The organism is Pedobacter suwonensis, assembly GCF_044762335.1.
Lineage (GTDB): Bacteria > Bacteroidota > Bacteroidia > Sphingobacteriales > Sphingobacteriaceae > Pedobacter.
This window is the reverse complement of the sequence record NZ_JBIWEB010000003.1, coordinates 187,335-209,994: the sequence shown is the minus strand read 5'-3', so window position 1 is coordinate 209,994 and position 22,660 is coordinate 187,335. Positions and strand designations below refer to the sequence as shown.

General features: G+C 41.8%; 16 protein-coding genes and 1 tRNA gene. 12 read left to right on the top strand and 5 right to left on the bottom strand.

Annotation, left to right across the window (positions count from 1 at the left end; all coding sequences use genetic code 11):
- Nucleotides 1-20: 20 nt before the first annotated feature.
- Nucleotides 21-1,550 (bottom strand): OmpP1/FadL family transporter, encoded by a 1,530-nt coding sequence (locus tag ACIQXP_RS06790; protein ID WP_387505013.1) that lies wholly within the window; start codon nucleotides 1,548-1,550, stop codon nucleotides 21-23.
- Between the two features lie 21 nt (nucleotides 1,551-1,571).
- Complete coding sequence (locus ACIQXP_RS06785) at nucleotides 1,572-2,579, bottom strand: hypothetical protein (RefSeq protein WP_387505014.1); 1,008 nt, start codon at nucleotides 2,577-2,579, stop codon at nucleotides 1,572-1,574.
- 195 nt (nucleotides 2,580-2,774) lie between these two features.
- Here ACIQXP_RS06785 and proS point away from each other — a divergent pair, with 195 nt between their 5' ends.
- The 5 genes from proS (at nucleotide 2,775) to ACIQXP_RS06760 (ending at nucleotide 8,512) form a co-directional block, all read left to right on the top strand.
- Nucleotides 2,775-4,247 carry a proline--tRNA ligase gene (gene proS / locus ACIQXP_RS06780; protein WP_387505015.1) on the top strand — a complete coding sequence of 491 codons (1,473 nt, stop codon included), beginning with the start codon at nucleotides 2,775-2,777 and terminating at the stop codon, nucleotides 4,245-4,247.
- An 88-nt stretch (nucleotides 4,248-4,335) separates the two neighbouring features.
- Complete coding sequence (locus tag ACIQXP_RS06775) at nucleotides 4,336-5,475, top strand: cystathionine gamma-synthase (protein WP_387505016.1); 1,140 nt, start codon at nucleotides 4,336-4,338, stop codon at nucleotides 5,473-5,475.
- A gap of 214 nt (nucleotides 5,476-5,689) precedes the next feature.
- Nucleotides 5,690-6,535, top strand: coding sequence for a TIGR02757 family protein (locus ACIQXP_RS06770; protein ID WP_387505017.1), 846 nt, complete (start codon nucleotides 5,690-5,692; stop codon nucleotides 6,533-6,535).
- Nucleotides 6,536-6,646: 111 nt separating this feature from the next.
- A complete protein-coding gene (locus ACIQXP_RS06765) occupies nucleotides 6,647-7,261 on the top strand; it encodes a Crp/Fnr family transcriptional regulator (RefSeq protein ID WP_145855126.1) in 615 nt (204 codons plus the stop codon).
- Nucleotides 7,262-7,864: 603 nt separating this feature from the next.
- Entirely contained in the window at nucleotides 7,865-8,512 is a 648-nt protein-coding gene (locus ACIQXP_RS06760) for a response regulator (protein ID WP_090987053.1), read from the top strand.
- A gap of 26 nt (nucleotides 8,513-8,538) precedes the next feature.
- On the opposite strand, the gene ACIQXP_RS06755 is transcribed toward ACIQXP_RS06760, so the two are convergent.
- Nucleotides 8,539-8,724 carry a hypothetical protein gene (locus ACIQXP_RS06755; protein WP_387505018.1) on the bottom strand — a complete coding sequence of 62 codons (186 nt, stop codon included), beginning with the start codon at nucleotides 8,722-8,724 and terminating at the stop codon, nucleotides 8,539-8,541.
- A 428-nt stretch (nucleotides 8,725-9,152) separates the two neighbouring features.
- Between ACIQXP_RS06755 and dinB the strand changes: the two genes are divergently transcribed.
- The 3 genes from dinB (at nucleotide 9,153) to ACIQXP_RS06740 (ending at nucleotide 14,003) form a co-directional block, all read left to right on the top strand.
- A complete protein-coding gene (gene dinB, locus ACIQXP_RS06750; RefSeq protein WP_387505019.1) occupies nucleotides 9,153-10,469 on the top strand; it encodes a DNA polymerase IV in 1,317 nt (438 codons plus the stop codon).
- A gap of 2 nt (nucleotides 10,470-10,471) precedes the next feature.
- Nucleotides 10,472-13,489 (top strand): DNA polymerase III subunit alpha, encoded by a 3,018-nt coding sequence (locus tag ACIQXP_RS06745; protein ID WP_387505020.1) that lies wholly within the window; start codon nucleotides 10,472-10,474, stop codon nucleotides 13,487-13,489.
- A gap of 280 nt (nucleotides 13,490-13,769) precedes the next feature.
- Nucleotides 13,770-14,003, top strand: coding sequence for a hypothetical protein (locus tag ACIQXP_RS06740; protein WP_387505021.1), 234 nt, complete (start codon nucleotides 13,770-13,772; stop codon nucleotides 14,001-14,003).
- 186 nt (nucleotides 14,004-14,189) lie between these two features.
- Here ACIQXP_RS06740 and ACIQXP_RS06735 read toward each other — a convergent pair whose 3' ends face one another.
- Entirely contained in the window at nucleotides 14,190-14,585 is a 396-nt protein-coding gene (locus ACIQXP_RS06735; RefSeq protein WP_387505022.1) for a hypothetical protein, read from the bottom strand.
- Between the two features lie 184 nt (nucleotides 14,586-14,769).
- Between ACIQXP_RS06735 and ACIQXP_RS06730 the strand changes: the two genes are divergently transcribed.
- Complete coding sequence (locus tag ACIQXP_RS06730; RefSeq protein ID WP_387505023.1) at nucleotides 14,770-14,895, top strand: hypothetical protein; 126 nt, start codon at nucleotides 14,770-14,772, stop codon at nucleotides 14,893-14,895.
- A 228-nt stretch (nucleotides 14,896-15,123) separates the two neighbouring features.
- Here ACIQXP_RS06730 and ACIQXP_RS06725 read toward each other — a convergent pair.
- Nucleotides 15,124-15,197, bottom strand: a tRNA-Arg gene (locus ACIQXP_RS06725).
- A 555-nt stretch (nucleotides 15,198-15,752) separates the two neighbouring features.
- On the opposite strand from ACIQXP_RS06725, the gene ACIQXP_RS06720 reads away from it, so the two are divergent.
- From ACIQXP_RS06720 to ACIQXP_RS06710, 3 genes are read left to right on the top strand one after another with little or no spacing between them, the layout of a single operon-like run.
- Nucleotides 15,753-16,988: an exonuclease SbcCD subunit D gene (locus ACIQXP_RS06720; protein ID WP_387505024.1), complete on the top strand. Its 1,236-nt coding sequence runs from the start codon at nucleotides 15,753-15,755 to the stop codon at nucleotides 16,986-16,988.
- Between the two features lies 1 nt (nucleotide 16,989).
- On the top strand, nucleotides 16,990-20,724 hold the full coding sequence (locus ACIQXP_RS06715) for an AAA family ATPase (protein WP_387505025.1): 3,735 nt from the start codon (nucleotides 16,990-16,992) through the stop codon (nucleotides 20,722-20,724).
- Between the two features lie 35 nt (nucleotides 20,725-20,759).
- Entirely contained in the window at nucleotides 20,760-22,658 is a 1,899-nt protein-coding gene (locus ACIQXP_RS06710; protein ID WP_387505026.1) for a KAP family P-loop NTPase fold protein, read from the top strand.
- Nucleotides 22,659-22,660: the final 2 nt, after the last annotated feature.

Here is a 22,660-nt window from a genome sequence, read left to right as displayed (position 1 = left end):
TTTATATCGTGTAGTTAAACTTAAAACCTTACTCCAAAAGTAAGGAATACATTATTTCTATTGCTTTTAACATCAGCAACCGGTTCTGTATAATCATCCAGTAAATAAGGACTTGAATTGAAATTCGTTTTATAGTTCTGGTATGCAACATCGAAATAATAATTATCTATACGATATCCGATACCACCCGTGTAGTATTGACCTTTAAAGAAATTGTTGTCACCATCTTTAATACCACTTCCATTTACTCCATAACCTGCACGTAAACTTAATTCATTAGTTACTTTTACCTCAGCGCCGGCTCTATAGTTGATAGTTTCTTTATAATTATTTTTGATAAAAGAATTGTTGGCATTGATGGTTGAAATATCTGAGCCATTAGCATCAGAGAAACGCATAGAAGAATAATCTACATAATCCACATCAGCTGATATTAAGGCAGTACCTGCAATAACATAACTGATACCAGCTGAAGCTTTAAGTGGTGTACGTAAGTTATATGTGAATGCATAATATTGCGTTGGATTGTTAGATTTGGTTGGTCCGGTATTCGCATTTCCTGCAGTGGTAGCTTGCAAAGTCTCACTGGTATTATCTTCAATGTTCATCCAGGTTGGTGTCTGGAAATTTAAGCCGATCCTTAATTCGCTAACCGGTCTGAAAATAGCACCTAATTTCAAGTTAAATCCACCGCCTTTTGTTTCCTGGTTCCTGAAATGGCTAAGGTTGTAATTTTCATTTCCGTTGTAGGTAGGTACAGCGTCGCCATCATTATAAGAATTAACAATACCTGACTCAGTAAATGCAGCGTCGCTGGTGTACCTAACATTAACAAAACTTGCTGTAGCGCCGATGTATACCTTATTGCCAAAATTAAGTGCACCAGCCACGTTAAATTCTGAAGTCGAACCTAACCTCGATTCGTTCCAGTTCTGTTGGAAACTGGCATTATTGTAAGGCTCGGCAGAATATCGGTTCGGATAAGTAGGGGTGTTTTTATTAATCAGGAAACTGTTGTAGGCATCACCAGCAATGCTGTTTGATACACCGAAATTATTGGCCTGATCTACGTAAGAATCCCTGATGGAGCTATTGGTATTTAAACCATTGTAATTGATGTTATTCAAAAAATCATTGTTGCGGGTATAGCTTAAGCCAAATACCGTACTTACTAAACCTTTATCTACAGCAGCTCCTTTCATTTTAGCTGCAGGACTGTAAAATACCACGCCTATATTATTCAGGTTAATCTGGCTTTTATTGGCTTTCGTATTATTTCCCAGGTAAGCGCTATTGTTAGATACCGAGTTAAATTCGGGTGTGATGCTAAATTCCGATTTGGTAAACAAGCCTAATCCGGCAGGATTGGCATTAATAGAACCGATATCGCCACCAACGCCGATTTGCGCGCCGCCCATTCCTTTAAAACGGGCAGAGCTACCATAATTGGTTTGAGAGAAACGGAATGCATCAGGTGCATAACTTTGGGCATATGTTGTTCCCATAGCAGCTACTGTAGCTACTAGAGAAGCCATGATTATTTTTTTCATTTGTGTGTTTAGATTTTATAATTAACCTCTTCCAGCTCTTGATGGTCTTGAGCCACCACCGCCTCCACCACCAGTAGAGCCGCCACCGCCGCCGCCATATGATGATGGTGGAGGAGAATAAGTTGGCCTGCTTTCGGTTCTTGCAGGAGGGGTATAACCTTCATTTCTGGTAGGTCTGCTGCTTTGTGAGCCTTGCTGAGGTGAATAATTACTGTTTCTGGTTGGTCTGCCGCTTTGCATGCCGTCATTTTGGCTATAGCCACCCTGGTTTCTAACCGGCCTGCCGGCATTGTTGTTTGGTGCGTAAGATACGCCTCCGTTCTGATTCACAATACCACTTCTGCTTGGTCTGCCTAAGTTACCACCATTTCCATTGCCATATCTAGGGGTACCCCTGTCATTACTTCCTGGCCTTGGTCTGAAATTGTTGTTGGTATATACACCGCCGCCATAATATCCTCCGCCGATACCCCAGCCTCCGCCGTAGTATCCACCGCCCCAGCCAAAACGGTCGTAATAGGAGTAAGGTCCCCAGGCGTTCCATGCCCAAGGGTTATTCCAGCCGAAACCGTAGTTGCCATAATAGAAAGGGTTGTTCCAGATACTGCCCCAGCCCCAGCCGCCGCCAAAGCCCCAGCCACCTAAACCATAACCGCTGTTCCAGCCCAAACCAAAACCTAAATAGTTGGAAGGGCCATAACTGTTGCCATAATAGTAGTTATCGAAATAGGGGTCATAATAACCCTGAAAGCTGTATCCGTTATGAAAACGGTTGATCCTGGAAGCATAATCCATGTCGTAATATGGATTGCTAGTTCCATAATACTCATCATATTCTTCCTGACCGTTGTTTTGATTCTGCGCCTGTTGATTTTGAGCAGGAAGAACAACTTCCACCTCTCTGGCTTTCGCTACAGAATTATAAACATCATCAACCGGCTTTGTTTGAGCCAGTTTGGATGTTGAGCATGAGGCCACCATCCCGGCGGTGGCAATCATGACAATGGGTAAAAATTTAATTGGTTTCATTGTGTTTATATTTAGTTGTGTGCGTTTACTTATGTAATAAACAAATCAAAAGTAAAGAATTATTGCCTATTTTTTTGGTCGAAAAACAGCTGTAAAATATTTGAGGTTGTTGTTAATCGTTTGTAGGCATAAATTTATAAATTTGCCATTAATTTTACACATTTTAACGTACAAATTACGTTCCAAATACATAAGATGAGCAAAGAAATTACAAGTAGAGAGACAGATTATTCCCAGTGGTATAATGATATCGTATTGAAAGCCGACCTCGCAGAGCATTCTGCGGTGCGTGGCTGCATGGTTATAAAGCCCAACGGCTATGCCATATGGGAAAAAATGCAGGCCATACTCGATAAGATGTTTAAAGATACCGGGCATCAGAATGCTTATTTTCCATTATTCATCCCAAAGTCATTTTTTTCAAAGGAAGCCTCGCACGTAGAGGGATTTGCGACAGAATGTGCTGTTGTCACCCATTACCGGCTTAAAAACGATGGCAATGGCAATATCGTTGTAGATGAAACTGCCAAATTGGAAGAAGAATTAATCGTCAGGCCAACTTCAGAAACCATTATCTGGAATACCTATAAGGGGTGGATCCAGTCATACCGCGATTTACCCATACTCATTAACCAATGGGCCAATGTAGTAAGGTGGGAAATGCGTACCAGGCTGTTTCTGCGTACGGCTGAATTTTTATGGCAGGAAGGACATACGGCCCACGCTACTGCAGAAGAGGCGATTGAAGAAACCGAACGTATGTTGCATATCTATGCCGATTTTGCAGAAAACTGGTTAGCCGTTCCGGTAATCAGGGGGCGTAAATCACCAAACGAGCGTTTTGCAGGTGCTTTGGATACCTATTGCATTGAAGCTTTGATGCAGGATGGTAAAGCGCTGCAGGCGGGTACTTCGCACTTTTTAGGACAGAATTTTGCAAAAGCTTTCGATGTTAAATTTACGGGCAAAGATGGAAAATTGGACCATGTATGGGCTACCTCATGGGGCGTTTCTACCCGTTTAATGGGTGCATTGATTATGGCACACAGTGATGATTCCGGCCTGGTTATTCCACCGAAACTGGCACCGGTACAGGTGGTTATTGTTCCGATCTACAAAAGCGATGAGGATCTTGCTAAAATTTCAGCATATGTTAACGAACTAAGCTTACGTTTAAAGGGAATGGGTATTTCGGTTAAATATGATGATCGTGATACGCAACGCCCGGGCTTTAAATTTGCGGATTACGAAATGAAAGGCGTGCCGGTGCGCATCGCGATTGGCGGCCGCGATCTGGAAAATAAAACGGTAGAAATTGCCCGCAGAGATACCAAAGTTAAACAAACAGTACCGCAGGAGGGCCTCGATATCTATGTAGCCAAATTATTGGAAGATATTCAACAGAACATGTTCAATAAGGCACTGGCTTATCGTGATGAGCATATCACCGAAGCAAACAGTTACGAAGAATTTCAGGAACTGTTGGATACCAAAGCCGGTTTTATTTCGGCACATTGGGACGGAACGCCGGAAACGGAACAAAAAATTAAGGAAGAAACGAAAGCAACTATACGTTGTATTCCGTTAAATAATAAACTGGAAGATGGCGTATGTATTTATTCAGGAAAGCCGTCTACCCAAAGGGTATTGTTTGCAAGAGCATATTAGGTAGGTTTTAGATATGAGATATAAGATTTGAGAGAAAACAAATCTTGTATCTCACATCTATTGTCTCAAATCTCAAAACTAAAAAAAAATGAAATTCGCAACTAAAGCCATACATGCCGGGCAAGAGCCTGATCCAACTACTGGTGCCGTAATGACACCCATATATCAAACCTCCACCTATTGGCAAAAATCTCCCGGAGATAACAAGGGCTACGAGTATTCAAGAGGAACAAACCCTACCCGTAAGGCTTTGGAAGATTGTTTGGCTGCTTTAGAGAATGCCAAATATGGCTTAGCCTTTTCCAGCGGGATGGGCGCTACTGATGCGGTATTAAAATTATTGCAACCGGGGGATGAAGTGATTACCGGAAATGATCTTTATGGTGGCTCATACCGTATTTTTACTAAAATATATAGCAAATATGGCATCAAATTCCATTTTCTGGATCTTTCCAGCCCAGAAAATATTTTGCCTTATATCAACGATAAAACAAAGCTGGTGTGGATAGAAACACCCACCAATCCAACCATGCAGATTATTGATATTGAGGGGGTAGCAAAAATTACCAAGGAGAAAAACCTCATATTAACTGTCGATAATACCTTTGCATCGCCATACCTGCAAAACCCTATCGATCTCGGTGCCGACATTGTGATGCATTCGGTAACCAAATATATCGGTGGCCACTCTGATGTTGTAATGGGGGCTTTGGTAACCAATAATGAGCAATTGTATAAAGAGCTGTGGTTTATTTACAATGCCTGCGGTGCAACACCGGGTCCGCAAGATGCCTTTTTGGTTTTAAGGGGCATTAAAACGCTTCATCTCCGGATGAGGGCACATTGCGAAAACGGGGAGCGTGTTGCACATTATCTAAAAACACATCCAAAGGTTGATAAAATCTATTGGCCGGGTTTCGAAGATCATCCTAACCATGCGGTAGCTAAAAAACAGATGCGGGGCTTTGGAGGCATGATTTCGATTACGTTAAAAAACGCTGATCTGGAAGAAACCTTCCGGATTTCATCTAACTTTAAGGTATTTACACTTGCCGAATCTTTAGGCGGGGTAGAATCTTTAATCAATCACCCGGCTACCATGACGCATGGTTCCATTCCAAAAGAAGAAAGGGAGAAAGTTGGCGTGACGGATAATCTGCTGCGTTTAAGCGTGGGCGTAGAAGATATTGATGATCTTTTGGAAGATCTGGAACGCGCACTGGCTTAAAATTCTATCGGGCATTATGGTGATCATTTGCCCGGTTTTTTTATTTTTTGTAAAGCAGCTGCCGTGCTAAGGTTTTGTTCGTAGGGCTTTACACTGCATCTTTTTGCCGAAGTGCCGGCTTTATCAAAATCTCCAAAACAAAAAATGATACCGTTTCAACCCGGTTTAGTTAGCTGCTGGTGTGCTGCTGTTTTCGTAAAAAATAATTACCCATATGCAATTTCTGGAGCTAAAGAATTTTCTTGACCGCAAAGCCGAGCAGTACAATCATCCTGATTTTATCGCCAACGATCCGGTTTGCATTCCGCATCTTTTTGATAAAAAACAGGATATCGAAATTGCTGGTTTTTTTGCCGCGGTTTTGGCCTGGGGTCAACGGAAAACCATCATCAGTAAATGCCGCGATTTGCTTAACCGGATGGACAATGCCCCATACGATTTTGTTCTGAACCATAACGACAATGATTTAAAACGGCTGCTTCACTTTAAGCACCGTACCTTTAACGATACAGATCTTCTTTATTTTATTTCGTTCTTCAACATGCATTACAGCCGGTTTGATAGTCTGGAACAGGCTTTTCTGCCTAAACAGGAAGTAGTTCCTGATGTCTGTATCAAGGTAGCTGAAGTGGTAACCTATGCCGCTCCCGAAGTTTGTTTAGCCGGGCAGCTCCAGGTTTCCATTGAACAAAGCCTCAATTATTTCAGGCAGTATTTTTTTTCGCTTGATGATTTTCCGCACCGTACCAAAAAGCATATCTCTTCACCACAGCAAAAATCAACCTGCAAGCGTTTAAATATGTTTTTAAGGTGGATGGTCAGGGCCGATCATAACGGTGTTGATTTCGGGATCTGGGACAGGCTGAAGCCTAAAGATCTGATTTGTCCTTGCGATGTGCATGTAGACAGGGTAGGGCGGTTGTTAGGCCTCATTAACCGAAAGCAAACCGATTGGTTAACAGCGGTAGAGTTAACTGCCCGGTTAAAGGAATTCGACCCCTCAGATCCGGTAAAGTACGACTTTGCATTATTTGGCCTTGGGGTAGAGAAAACTTTTTGATGTCATTTTGAGTGATAAGTGATTAAAAACTTCTTTTTTTAAATCAATGTGCTTATTATTACAGGCAAATTTCTTTAAAAGGAAAAATTTGTCTATCCGAACCCTGATGCTATGATTGCAGTTAATTTATCTGATGAGGACAAGTGGAAAAAATACAACAATTCTTCGCCACTGATCGATATTTTCAAGAAGTTTCATCCATTAAATGATGAAATTGAAAGACGCATCAATAAGCATACGTTTCCAGTCAGCTATAGAAAGAACAAATACGTCATTTCACCGGTTGACCGCAATAAATATCTCTTTTTGATTGTAAAAGGCGTTGTCAGGGGGTTTATCAAAGACGGAAGTACCGAAATTACCACCTGGATTGCGAAAGAAAACGAAGTAGTGGGTACCATACGCAATTTATGGTTAGAAAGCGAATCAGATGAATATTTACAGGCATTGGAAGATGTTGATTTGATTGCCATTCCGCACGTGCTGTCAGAACACCTATATGAGAACTTTACCGAAGCGAATATTGTGGGCAGGAAAATGATGGAGTTATATTACCGTTCGGCTGAAGAACGTGCCTATCTCTGCAGAATTTCTTCTGCTGAAAAACGATACCAGCGGTTCCTGGTTTCCTTTCCCGATCTTATTAACCGGGTTTCACTAAAATACATCGCTTCTTTCCTTGCCATCAGGTTGGAAACACTGAGCCGTATCCGGGCCAGGATCTGATCATTTTTAATGAGTTTTCTTTGCTTCTGTATTTCATGTATTGGCGTTTATCAATATGTAGTATTAATAACACTCTGAAATATTCAGTTGACTTTTGTCAATAAAATATTTTTAATACACGCCCTTAAATTCAGGTACGTTTTTTCTTTAATATGTAGTATTGGGTGTACATTGGTGGCCGTTCCTGTTTAAAATGGTTTTCATTTATTCGTGTCAGCAAACAATACTGATATTTTCTTTTTCTCCTCAATACAAAAGTGTTTTTTAGATCTGTTTTGGCTGTTATCTGTTTATTAACCAGTGTGTTATTTCTTTCGGTTTCATTCGTGCTTATAGCAAAATCAGATAGGGGCTGCTTATGCGTAATGGCAGTGTTAAACTGCTAAAAAGGGATTGGTAACAGCCATCAACAGGCAGGTGTTTATTCCCTGGGTTAGAATGGTATAGGCAGGAAATTCATTGACGGCGCTGCTGCATATTTCAAGTTTTCAACAAAAAAGTTAAATTGTGTATAATAATATTTACAAGTTTTAACAAAAAATTCACTACAATTGTATGAAAAAAGTAACTTTTTGCTAACTTGCAGAATATCCTTAATTATACATGAAAACAAAAAATGCCGTAAGTACTTTTACTGTACTCATCGCCGATGATCACGAAATTATCCGTCGTGGTTTAAAAGGCTTAATATCAGACTTTTGGCCTGGTGTCGAAATCATTCACGCCGCTACAATGGAGCAGGCGCTGGTAGAAACCGAAAAATTACCAAGTTTAATCATCATCGATGTGAATTTGCCGGGTGGTAACAACCTCAAGGTAATCGATCAGCTTAAGGTGGTTCAGCCCAACGCAAAAATTCTGGTATTCTCGTCATTAAATGAAAACATTTATGCTGTACCTTATTTAAAATCAGGTGCATCTGGTTATTTAACCAAAAATGCTGAAGAGTCAGAAATTGTAACGGCAATTACTACTATTTTAGCGGGTAGCCGCTACTCCAGCAGAAATGTTAAAGAGAATATGTTTAACAGCATATTGGGAAATGATGCCGATAACCCTTTCACCAAACTATCCGGCCGCGAACTGGAAGTAGCAGAGCTTTTAACAAAAGGTATTGGTGTACTGGAAATTTCCAATCAGCTAAACCTTCAAATGGGTACAGTAAGTACGTATAAACTTAGGCTTTTTCAAAAGCTTAAAATCAAAAGCATCATTGAACTGGCCGAGAAGATGAGTATTTACGAAAGATAAAAAGAGTGTAAAACTCTTTTTATCTTTTAATTTTCTTTGTTTTTGTTTACTGTGCCAGGTCCGCCATCGCCTGATTCATTTGGTGTTGAGCCAGCCTGGCCAAATTTTTCTGATGCCCCTTCGCCATTCTGATCAAAGGAAGCCTTACCTTTTGAGCTTCCTTTTTCATTTTTTGCTTTTTCAGCCGCTTTTTTATTGTCTTTAGTTTCCATAGCCATCTTGTTGATTGTTAAGTTAACAGTTTAAAAGAACACAAAGTTTTATTTTTATAACCAAAACAGCAGACCAGCAAATGATTGTTGTGGCCTTTGGCCTATCGTAAAATTTAACCTGCCATCAATGCGGGGAGGGCACAGACCCGGGCCCCGGGTACAAGCCAATTTTTCGCGGTCCATATCCGTCTCCAATCCTCCGTTTCGCCTAACCGCCCAGGTGGGCTGTATCCTAACATGCACACCATCAGTTCCATTTATTGCCGCAGTACATCAATGGTTTGCATCATTTTTAGTGGAGGGATAAACTATTTTCATTAATTATTGGCTAAATTTATTAGCATTAATTTACAACTACCGGCGCTACAATTTTTAAATAAACTAAAAATATTAGTAATTTTGATTTCAATCACCCTAATCATAAGAAAATGGATCAAAACAGGCAGATTATTCATATGGATCAGGATGCATTTTTTGTATCTGTAGAAATCAGAAAAAATCCCGGGTTATCCGGTAAGCCGGTAATTATCGGTGGCGGCGGCGATAGAGGGGTGGTTGCTTCCTGTAGTTACGAGGCGCGAAAATATGGCATACATGCTGCAATGCCGGGCAGGACGGCTAAATTATTATGCCCTCAGGCCATATTTTTAAAAGGCGATATGGAAGAATATTCCAAAGCCTCGCATGAGATTACCGAGATGATTGCCGATCAGGTTCCGCTTTTCGAAAAAGCCAGCATTGATGAGCATTATATCGATATGACCGGTATGGACCGCTTTTTTGGCTGCATGAAATTCGCATCTGCACTCAGGCAAAACATTATGAAAGAGCTGCACCTGCCTATTTCCTTTGGCCTGTCGATCAATAAAACCGTAGCTAAAATCGCCACGAACGAATCGAAGCCTGATGGCGAAAGGCAGGTCAGTTTTCCTGAATTGCGGCCCTTTCTCGATCCTTTGGCTATCCATAAAATTCCGGGCATTGGCCATGCCACCTATAAAAAACTGAGCGAAATGGGGGTTCGCGATATCCGCACACTTACTCAGATCCCGCAACAGCTGATGTTTAAAATTTTGGGTCAGCATGGCTTAAGCTTATGGCAAAAGGCAAACGGGATCGATCTTTCGCCCGTGGTGCCTTACCGCGAAAGAAAATCTATCGGCACACAGGCCACTTTTGAAAGCGATACCATGGATATGGCTAAATTAAAAGCCATTATAACCGGAATGGTCAGCGGGTTAACTTTCCAGCTGCGCAACCAGCAAAAACTCACTGCCTGCATTACCGTAACCGTGCGTTATACCAATTTCGAAACCGTTACCCAGCAGGAGCGGATCCCCTATACCTCGCTTGATTCATTTCTGATCAGCAAAGCCCATCGCCTCTTCGAAAAAGTATATGCAAAACGGATGCTGCTGCGCCTGGTAGGCGTAAAACTTTCCCACTTGGTAAGTGGTTACGAACAGATTGGCCTGTATAACGTTGCTGAAGAAGAGTATAGCCTTTGCCAGGCCATGGATAGGGTGCGCAACAGTTATGGTGCCGAAGCAGTGGTAAAGGCTTGTATTGTTACCCAGCCACCCCGCGATGAACAAGGGAAAGTGATCAAATACAACCCGCGTAAAAATAAAAAACTGATCGAAAATGCCGACGAGGCAGAACAGGCGCCTGAAATCAGAAAGCGGTCAAAAATCAGAAGTTTTATGAGGGAGAAGGGAACAACAGGTACCAAATCATACGAGTAATTATGTTTTTAAATGTGCATTCTTCTTATAGCCTTAAATATGGTACACAAAGCATTAATCAGCTTATTGCTGCCGCACGGCATCTGGGTATTCACCAAATGGTGCTTACTGATATCAATAACTCAGGCGGGGCGGTTGAGTTTATCCGCGAGTGTTACAAACAGGGCATAGCCAAAGAGGCTGATGATATACACAAAGGTAATATCCCTTATCAGATCAAGCCGGTAGCCGGTATCGAATTCCGCGGCGATAATGGTTTACGCTATGTGGGTATTGCCAAAAATAAGGAAGGCATGCGCGAGCTCAATACATTTTTAAGCCACCATCATATTCATCACCTTCCGCTTCCTCAAACGCCGCCGGCAATGGAAAATGTGTATATCGTTTACCCCTTTTATAAAACGTTCAATAAAACGCTTAATGCCAACGAATATGTCGGCATCCGTGCAAAACAGCTCAATCATTTGTATCAACATCCGCTTTTAAAGCAAAAAGATAAGCTGCTGGTATGGCATCCCGTTACCATAAGCAATAAAGTTACCTATCGCTTGCATGAGTATTTACGGGCCATTGCACTCAATACCCTTTTAAGTAAGGTTCCTGACGACGAAAAATGTGAACCTGATGAATTTCTCATTCCCGAGGCCGAACTTACCCAGCGGTTTGAGCAGTATCCTTTTATCGTTCAGAATACCCAAAAGCTGATCAACAGCTGCGATTTAAGCGCCTATTTTGAAGAGACTACCGTACCCAGCTCAAAAAACAGGTTTCACTATACCAAAACAGGGGTAGAGGGCGATAAAAAAATGCTCCGCCGGCTGGCCACATTGGGGCTTAAATACCGTTATGGCGAATACCACCAGGAGGCCCTTAAACGGCTGGAGAAAGAACTTCGCATCATCGAACTTAAAAACTTCTGCGCTTATTTCCTCATCACGTTTGATATTGTACGGTATGCCATCAATAAATGTGGTTTTTACCACGTGGGCCGCGGCTCGGGCGCCAACAGTATGGTTGCCTATTGCCTGCGCATTACCGATGTAGATCCCATTGATCTCGATCTGTATTTCGAACGTTTCCTGCATGAGAAACGAACCAGCCCGCCCGATTTTGATATCGATTTCTCCTGGGATGAGCGGGAAACCATTCAGAAATATATTTTTAAACGTTATCCAAAATGGCATGTTGCGTTTTTGGGTACCATGAGCACTTTTAAAGACCGTGCAGTAATCAGGGAAATTGGTAAGGTTTTGGGTTTGCCTAAGGCAGAAATAGATGGTTTTACCGATCCCGCCAAAGAACGCGAAAATTTGTCAGATGCAACTTACCAGAAGTTGCTGGCGGTACACCGGTACCTCAGGAGTATGCCCAATCAACGTTCTATCCATGCCGGCGGGATTTTGATTTCCCAGGAGCCGATTACCTATTATACTGCGTTAGATATGCCCCCAAAAGGTTTCCCTACGGTGCAATGGGATATGTACGAGGCTGAAGCCATCGGTTACGAAAAGTTTGATATTTTAAGCCAGCGGGGTATCGGGCACATCCGCGAGGCGGTGCAGCTCATTAAACAGAACAAAAATAAAGACATCGATATCCACGATTTCAAAAGCTTTAAAAAAGACCAGAAAGTAAATGCAATCCTTAAAGAAGGTCAGCCCATCGGGTGTTTTTACATCGAATCGCCGGCCATGCGGCAGTTGCTCAAAAAACTCAAATGTGACAATTACCTTACCCTCGTGGCCGCCAGTTCCATCATCCGCCCGGGTGTGGCCAGTTCAGGTATGATGAAATCGTATATAGAACGTTACCATGCCCCGGAAAAGGTAGTCTACCTGTGCGATGTGATGAAACAACAGCTCAGCGAAACCTATGGCGTAATGGTGTACCAGGAAGATGTGATCAAAGTATGCCACTATTTTGCGGGTTTAAACCTGGCTGATGCCGATATCCTGCGTAAAGCCATGAGCGGGAAGTACCGCTCAAAACTGGCTTTTGATGAACTGGTGAATAAATTTTTTGCCTCAGCCAGAAAACAGGGCCATTCAGAAGCGCTTATTACCGAAGTTTGGCGGCAAATCTCCTCTTTTGCCGGTTACAGTTTTTCAAAAGCACATTCGGCCTCCTTTGCTGTTGAAAGTTACCAGAGCCTTTACCTTAAAACCTATTACCCCATGGAGTTTATGGTAGCGGTACTGAATAATTACGGTGGTTTTTACAGTCGCTGGGTTTACGTGTACGAACTGCAGAAAACAGGTGCCAAAGTGCACCTGCCCTGTGTTAACCATAGCGATGAGGTGGTCAATATCAGGGGGGAGGATGCCTACCTTGGCTTTATTGGTATTCAGGGCCTGGAAGAAAAAGTCATTAAAATCATTCCGCAGGAGCGTGCCGCAAATGGTTTGTATCTCCATCTCGAAGATTTTGTAAAGCGTACCTGTATCTCGCTTGAACAGGCCATTATCCTCATCAGGCTTGGTGCGCTGCGCTTTACCGGCAAAGATCGTAAAACCCTGCTCTGGGATGTACATCAATACCTGGGTTTTAAACAGAAAAAAGTAAACCATGCCGAACTGTTTAACATCAGTTATAAAACCTATCAGCTCCCGGCACTGGCAGATTCTGATCTGGAAAATGCCTACACAGAATTAGAGCTGTTGGGCTATCCGCTCAACTATAACATGTTCGATTTTCTGAAAACACCTTTCCGCGGGGAGGTAATGGCGGCCGATCTGTCCAGGTACCTCGGCCAAACGGTAAGGATGGTGGGGAATTACGTATGCGAAAAAACTGTTCATACCATTAAAAATAACAAAATGTGGTTCGGTACCTTTTTAGATGCCAGGGGCGATTTTTTTGATACCACCCATTTCCCCAATACCAGCCCGCAGTATCCTTTTAAAGGAAAAGGCTGTTACCTCATTCTAGGCAAAGTGGTAGAGGATTTCGGTTTTCAGAGTATAGAGGTGCTCAGGTTTGCCAAATTAGCTATTCAGCTAAATCCGGTCGCTATTCATTAACAAACAGGTGAGGCAACGAGGCTAAAAATAAAAACATCCAATGGCTTTTTTTATTGTTGCCGTAAACGTGTCACCATAAGTTCCCGGCCTTAAGTTTATCGAAACCATCTTTTAAAGGTAATTATCATGGTTAAAGGGGAGTGGGGTATGTTAAACTGATTTTGGTAACCCCTCCATAATTGCCCTTTTTTAGTTACTGCTTTTAACCCATCAGCTACCCTCGCCCTAAAAAAATTACCCACATGTTGCTTGTGGCTTAAAATTTGATACCATTGTCATTATGGAAAACCACAATAAGCCCACAAAGAAAATTTTAACACCCTCTGTTGTACACGATGATTTACCGGAGCTAAAAAAGCCGGCGCACCAGCAGCAAGTGCCAGACCATCATGACCATACCTTGCCCGAAAATCCGGAAAGAAATTACCACCACGAAGAATTAAAGAGCGTCAGTTCCGGTCACAAAAAAATCAGGCAGGCTGATGATGATGTTTGGAATGGTGAAGATGCTTAGTTTGGGGTGTAGACTATAGGTTTACAAACCTGGGCAATCATTGTAATAAATCCCGCTTGGTAATAATTAAGGTACCCATACAGCAGGTGCTTCATTTAATACGCAACATCCGGTCGGCCAGCGATTAATTACTTTATAAAGCTTCCCTCCAGGTATCGAATGTCCAATACCGGTTGCAGGGAAATTTTATTGATTATATTGCTTTAAATGCTGTCCGCGTCTAAAGCGCATAAAGAAAATCATTAATACTGATAAATAAGGAAACGCAAAGAGTATTCCTGGCCATGGCTCGTCCCACATCAATAATAAGGAGAATAATACCAGTATCATTGGCAGCAGAAAAAAGCTTAAGGCACTCATTAGCGGACTAAACTTAACCGTATTATTGAGGTTAAATAATACTGGCAGGGTGCCAAAAGCCAGGCAGATATTGAAACCGACTGCAATGCCATAAGGTAAGTTGATAAAATCAGTGTCTGCTGTACCCATTACCTTCATCGTCTGCAAAATAAATACCCCAAACAAACTGACTGCCGTAGAGATCAGAAAACAATAAAGTATCATCATCAGGTATTTCATCATATTGTGCATTAAATTTGATTAGTTGATAACACACCGCTTTAGTAATTGTTTATGCGGCTCGGATGGTCAATCATATTAAAAAAGGCTTATGCTATTTGCGTTTAAAGCTTACCGGTTCAGTTAAGCAGCCAGGTAATCAGGTTTGCATGTTAGAGAATAACTTTTAGGCGGCCATACGCATACCATGATCTACGAAGTCAATACCATTGTAAATTATCATCAGGCCATTATCCCATATCTGCACTTACCGGTTGGCACTGATTTAGAGCGTATAGGCGGAACAAGTGAGTTCAGTGATGATATCGGCTAGCAAATCATTGCCTGTCCAAAAGTAAAACCTTTCCGCTAAAAGAAAGAAATAGATTGCAATCCGGATATTCAGAAGTAATGGTATGTGGTTTCTGTCTAACCCGTCAAACCAAACGTTTCAATTTATAATTAATTAAATAATTTTAAACCCTTGCGTAAAATTCCAAACAGATGTAGCATACGTTAAAATGAAAATGGCTTTCAGGGTTGATCTGAAAGCCATCTTAAGTACCCCGGAAGGGATTCGAACCCCTGACCCACGGTTTAGAAAACCGTTGCTCTATCCAACTGAGCTACCGAGGCCCATTTTTTTAATGAGCTGCAAATATAGAAGTTCTGTTTAATATGTAAAAATATATTTTAAACTATTTAGAACGTACTTTTTCTATTTTAAATAAGTGGTTAAAAAAGAAGCAATTAAAATTAAATCTTCTGACTATCAGTTACGTCTTAGACACTTAAAAAAATGAATTTTAGCCAAAATTAGACATACCAGATACCAGGAAATCATTTTTTTCTTTACAATCGAAGCGTCTGATATAAAAATAAACTGTCTAACCTTACGGTTTCCCTCATCCTTATGCTGTTTATTTAGCTTAATTTCGATCCGATAGTAATAGTAGTGCTGTAAGAATTTATGCGGGCACATAAATTATTTGGAAATTTGTTTTTGAATTGATTAAATTGCATCAACTAATAACGCCTCATCATGAAAAAACCAAATAGACCAGCCCCCATTTTAATTCGATAAGCAGCTTTACTAAAGCATTACGTGGTTTGCATGGCTATTTTAGCTATGGACTTTTTTATCCTATAAGTATTATACGATAAATATTGAGCGTATTTAAAATCCCTATTATGAAATTTCTACACACTGCAGACTGGCACATTGGTCAGCTGTTTCACGAATACGACCGAAGCTACGAACATCAGCAATTTCTGAATTGGCTGGTGAAAACCTTGGTTGCTGAAAAAATTGAGGTGCTGCTGATCAGTGGTGACATCTTTGATAGTTCCAACCCGTCGGCAGCCTCGGTGAGGATGTTCTACCGTTTCCTAAATGAGGCAACAACAGCACTGCCTGGTCTGCAAATTATCATTACGGCTGGGAACCATGACTCAGCAGCACGTTTGGAAGCACCCAAACCTTTACTGGAATCCTCTAATGTTCACATCATTGGCCTGGTAGAAAAAGATGCCTTGGGAAATATCGATTACGAAAAACTGCTGGTTAAAATACACGATGCTTCCGGGACCATCAAAGCCTGGTGCCTGGCCATTCCTTTTCTGCGTATGGGCGACTATCCGGCCATTGCCGACTGTGCCAATCCGTATACCGAAGGCGTGGCAGCTTTATATCAGGACGCTTTTAATTATGCTCAACAATATAACACGGAAAATCAACCCGTCATTGCCATGGGACATTTGCATACCCAGCAGGCAGAAATTACTGATCTGGATAAAACCGAAAGGCTGATCATGGGTGGTGTGGAATGCATTTCAGCCACAGCTTTTCATCCCGACATCAAATATGTGGCTTTGGGACACATCCACAAAGCACAAAAAATTGGCGGAAAAGAACATATCCGGTATTCCGGCAGTCCCTTGCCAATGTCTTTTTCCGAAATTCATTACAAACATCAGGTCATTGTTTTTGACCTTGATCAGGAAATCAGCGATCTGAAAGCGATTGAAATTCCAGTATCTGTGCCATTGCAAAAAATTCCACAACAGCATCAGCCATTACATGAAGTCATTTCCCTTTTGGAACAACTACCAGTAGCCGATTCCAACCCGGAAAATATGCCTTATCTGCAAGTGCGTGTGTTACTCGATGGACCCGAGCCCGCTTTACGGCATAAAATAGAAACGGCCCTGGCTGGTAAACCTGTACGGCTAGCCAAAATCGATGCGCAGTATCCGGCTTCCACCAAAGAGACCCAGGAACTCATTACCGCTGAAAAACTGAATGAACTGCAACCAATTGATGTTTTCGGTAAAGTCTACCAATCCCGATACCATAGCGAAGTACCATCGGAAATCATGCAATTATTTCAACAGGTTGTAGAGGAAGTAAACCAAACCGCCGGATAACATGAAGATAATAGCCATACGCATTAAAAATTTAGCGTCTTTGGAAGGCACTACCGAAATTGATTTTACGGCAGAACCCTTATGTTCGGCGGGTATTTTTGCCATTACCGGCCCAACCGGAGCGGGAAAATCGACCATATTAGATGCCTTATGCCTGGCCTTATATGGTAAAACACCGCGATATTTGCAAGCGAGGGAAACAGGTATAGAGATTAAAGACGTTCAGGGCAGCACGCTGAGCCAGGGCGATGTGCGCGGTATCTTACGTGACGGGACGGCAGAGGGATTTGCAGAGGTGGATTTCAGAGGAATCGACGGACAAAACTATCGGGCAACCTGGAGTGTGAGAAGGGCTCGGAATCGCGGCGACGGAAGCATGCAGTCGGATGCCGTGACCTTAAAAAACATTTCCAATCAGGTTGATCTTCCGGGAAGAAAAGCAGAAACCTATAGTGAAATCGCAAGATTGGTCGGCTTGAATTTCGAACAGTTTACCCGTTCGGTATTGCTGGCGCAGGGAGACTTTACCGCTTTTATGAAAGCCAACCGGGATGAGAAATCTTCCCTGCTTGAAAAACTGACCGGAACCCATATTTATTCCGAAATCTCCAGGAAGATCTTTGAAAAATACAAAGCAGAAGAATCACAGCTGCGCGATCTCCATATCCGTAAAGAAGGCATCATCACCCTGAGCGATGAAGAACTGCAAGCCTTAACCGCAGATCAGGCACTTCTGGAAAAGCAGATTACAGAGCTGGAAAAAGAACTGGATAGGTTAAATGCAGGAATCAGTTGGCACGAGCAGCTGGCCAAATACCGGCAAGGCCATGATGAAGCCGTTCGGTCTTTACAGCAGGCATCGGAAAACAAAAATGCGGCCCTGCCAAGAAGCCAGCACCTGCGTATGGTTGAACATGTGCAACAAACCCGAAGCTGGGCAGATGCTTTAGCGCAGTCACAAGAACAATATGCCGCTAAAACAACCGCTTTGGCAACCATAAAAGAAACCCTTGTTTCTTTACAGCAGCAAAAAGAAACCCTGGAAACACAACTTCAACAGGTTGAACACCAGCTTTCCCTTCAAAGCCAGAAACTGGCCGATGCCCTGCCATTACTGGAACAAGCCCGCAAACTGGATACCTTGCTGGGAGAGAAAAAAGAACAGTTGGACGGGCTGAAAGCAGACGCTGAAAAAGCGGACGTACAAAACCGGCAGCATCAGGATACCTTAAAAGAAAAACAGCAAACCTTTAGCGATCTGGTTTCACAGATTGAAAGTATGACGCAGTGGCAAAACGAGCAGGCCCACCGGAAAGCGGTTGCCGAACATACAGACCTCATCCTCGCCAAACTTGAAGATGCGCAAAAACTCCAGGTGAACGTAGAAGCTTCCTCGGCAAAATTGGTCGAGGTAAAAAATAAAATCCAGACGACAGAAGTAAAGCAGAAAACCTTTGAGAACAGCTGGAAACAACAACTTCAATTGCTGGACGATACCCGAAAAACGTATGAAGCAAAGTCCGAAACGTTACACTCCATTCCGGTTGAAACTTTAACCCTCGATAAAACCGAGACCGACCAAAAAGTAGAGGAAAGCATCAGGGCACAGGCACAATGGCAGCTCTTGCATTATGCCCAAACGGAGTGGGAAAACCTGGGGCAGAAACAAAAACAGGATCAAGCCGATTATGAGGGCAAACAAGCAATTTTACAACAACTGAAACAGGAAATCCCTTTATCAAAAGCGGAAAGCGATACCGCAGATCAAATCCTGCAACAGGCCCGTCTGGCATCAGCAGAAAATGTACAAACGTTGAGGGAAGCCCTGATGGATGATGAACCTTGTCCGGTATGTGGCAGCACCCATCATCCTTATGCTATTCAAAATCCGCAACTGGAAAAATTTTTGGCCCAGCTGGAAAAATCCTGTCAGCAGAAAACACAACATCATCTGAGCCTCCAAAGCCGTCATAATGCCCTGGAACAGGAATGTACAACCCTACAGGAAAACATCCGGCGTCGATATGAAGAAATAGAATCTAAAGCTTCAGCCTTAACCCAACAAAGGCAAACCTGGGCGCACTTAGACATCGCCAAAAATAGCCATGACATCGCCGATACCGAAAAAGCAGACTGGATCGCAGCACAATTAGAAGCCCTTAAAACGAGACAAGCCGGTTTATCTGCTCAATTAAAAGCCTATGCCGAGCAGAAGCTGGAACTCGAAACCGCTAAAACCGGGATCGATCAGCTCAAAGAAAGTACCGATGCGCTTTCCGGACAACTCAAAGATCTTCAAAACAGCTTGTCGATTTATAACGAACAGCAAAGCCAGTCTGAACGCGAACAAGAACTTGCCACCATCCACCTAAGTGAAATTGAACAGCTTCTTACGCCTTATTTTACAGCATCAGGCTGGATAGATAAGTGGAAAGAAAACCCTGGAGCATTTGTGGAAAGCATCACCAACTTTGCGTTGGAATGGAAAGAACATGCCGAAAAACTGGAAATTCATATCCGGGAAAAAACAGCCTTAGAAGCTACGCTGAAAGAACTTAAAAGCCAGGCCGAAACTATGGTAACGGAAGCCGGCAGGAAAACAGAAATCCACCTGACGCAACAGCAATCGTATCGGGATCTTGTTCAACAACGTAAAGCGCTCTTCGACGGTCAGCCTGCTGATGAGATGGAATGTCAATTCAAACAGGCAGTTACTCAAGCACAGGCAGATGTAGAACAGGTGAAAGCCAGGCAGCAAGAGGTGGCCATCGAACATATCAAAGTCCTAACCCAGCAACAGGAACTCACGAATGCCCTAACCACATTGGAGACGGCCATCCGGAAAACTTCCGGGCAAATGCAGGACTGGCTGGACGATTATAACCAAAAGAACGGTCAATCCCTAAACCTGGACGATCTTTACCGCTTACTGGCTTTAGGGAATGACTGGATCGAAGATGAACGGATGGCATTGCAGGCCATTGACGAGGAACTGACCAAAGCCAACAGCATTCTGACCGAACGGAAACAGGCTCTGGACCGTCATCAGGAAAACAGTAACTCGGAAACAGCACTTGAGGAACTGATGACCCTGCAGGCGAATGCCCGGTTGGAAGTGGAAGAAAAGAAGCATAAAAAAGGAGAAAACAGCTTCCGGTTGCAACAGGATGAAGCCAACAAAAACCGGATCGGCGACCTGCTGCAAAGTATCGCAACACAGGCAGCCATCACCGAAAACTGGGCCAAGCTCAACGAGATTATTGGTTCGGCCGATGGGAAGAAATTCCGCCAGATTGCGCAGGAATATACGCTGGATGTGTTGCTCGGTTATGCCAATATCCATTTGCAGGCCTTAACCAACCGTTACCGGATCGAACGCATTCCGGCATCGCTGGGCCTTCAGGTGGTAGATCAGGATATGGGCGATGAAGTACGTACGGTTTATTCGCTTTCGGGTGGAGAGTCTTTCCTCGTATCACTGGCCTTAGCCTTAGGTTTAGCCTCGCTGTCGTCCAGCCGCATGAAAGTAGAATCCTTATTTATTGATGAAGGTTTCGGCTCGCTGGATCCTACCACCCTCAATATCGCCATGGATGCCCTCGAACGCCTGCACAACCAGGGCCGTAAAGTAGGCGTGATCTCGCACGTACAGGAAATGACGGAACGGATCCCGGTGCAGATTAAAGTGAGCAAGCAACAGAGTGGAAGGAGTAAGGTGGAAGTGATGGGGATTTAATTATGGAAAAATTTAAAAAAAATAAACAATAAATTATGTGGGCAGATAACGAAACCTCTGAAGATCTTTTAGGATTTAAAGTACATGCAGATTTGTTAATCAACATTATTAATGACGAATCTATTTTACCAATTACGATAGGAGTTTTTGGTGATTGGGGAAGTGGAAAATCCAGCATCTTACAAATTGTCAAAGAAGAATTTGATAAAGCAGATGACAAAGATTCTCTAAGCATATATTTTAATGGATGGACTTTCGAGGGATATGATGATGCTAAAGCTGCGTTACTAAATTCAATTCTCAAGGAATTGGAGGAAAACAAGAAGATTTCGGAAGAAATAAAGGATTCGATAAAAGAAAAAGCAAAGAAGCTTTGGAAATCTATCGATTGGATACGTGGTGCCGGGATGGTTATGAAGAATGTTGCCTTGCCTGCTGTTTCTGCATACTTTACTGGAGGTCTTAGCTTAATTCCATTTGCATTCCAAAAGTTGGCTGAATGGGGAGATAATCCAGAGAACATAATAGAAAGACTTCAATCTGAAGAAGGAAGAGAAATATATAGTGCATTTGTTAAACAGGGAAAAGAAGAAGATAAAAAATCTATTAATGCTGTTGCAGAATTTAGAAAAGATTTCTCTGAACTCTTAGAGGCTACAGGATTCAAAAGATTAGTTGTTATAATTGATGATTTAGATAGATGTAGTCCTGAAAGAATTATTGAAAATCTTGAAGCAATTAAACTTTTCTTGAATGTACCGAAAACAGCATTCATTATAGGAGCAGACCCTCGAATAGTCAAATATGCTATTGAGCATAAATACAAAAATAACAAAGAAATTGAAGAAGAAAACAACCGTATTGTAATTGATTATCTAGAAAAATTAATCCAGCTTCCATATTCTTTGCCAAGACTTTCCGAATCAGAAGTTGAAACTTACATATCAATGCTTATCTGTAAAAAAGAGATAGGCGATATCAAGTTTAAAAATGTACTTGATGAATTTACGAAATATAGACAAACAAATAAGTATTCTGCATTTGGATTATCAAACTTTGAAAAGATTTTAGAGGCTGAGGAATTTGAAAAAGTTAAAAACAATGTAATTACAATCCCTGCATTGGTACCATTAATCACAAACAGTTTGTATGGAAATCCCAGACAGATCAAACGGTTTTTAAATACTTACACGATCAGGAAAAGGCTTGCAGAAGTTGCATCGTTGGAAAGTTTTAATGATGCAATTCTTGCAAAAATGATGATCCTTGAATATTCTGAACCAAAATTGTTCAAAAAGCTATTTGAGTGGCAGATTCTTCAGGACGGATTACCAAAAGAGTTGACTGAAATAGAAGCTATATGTAAGGATAATGAAATTAATGATATTATCTCAGAAATAAAAGATACTGATTTTAAAGAATGGAATAAACCCAAAATAATAAAATGGTTTCAGATTGAGCCACTACTATCAGGAATTGATCTACGAGATTATTATTGGATCGCCCGTGATAAATTAGAAAATTCTATTACTGCTACAAGTATGATTCCTCCATTAGTACGAGCATTGTTTAATGAGTTGTTACCGGATAATATGACGGTAACAGTTACCAAATCTTTACTTGCTCAGAAGTTTCAGTCATTTAGCGATATTGAAAAAGAAGCATTTTTCAACTTATTATCTTCAAATTTAAAAAGGAATCCTCAACAAAAAAGGCTTTATGAAATATTCAATATAATGACAGGGGATAAAATTGAAAACACAGTTTATCATTACATAGAATCTCTTAAGATAATTAGTGTATCTGATATTGAACCCGCCATTGCAACAAGATTAGCGGATTTTAAATCAGAACCTGAAATAGGAGAATTTTTAAATGACTATTTCAAAGATGGAAAATCTAGAGCAAGTAAAGCATATAATTTAAAAAAATAAAA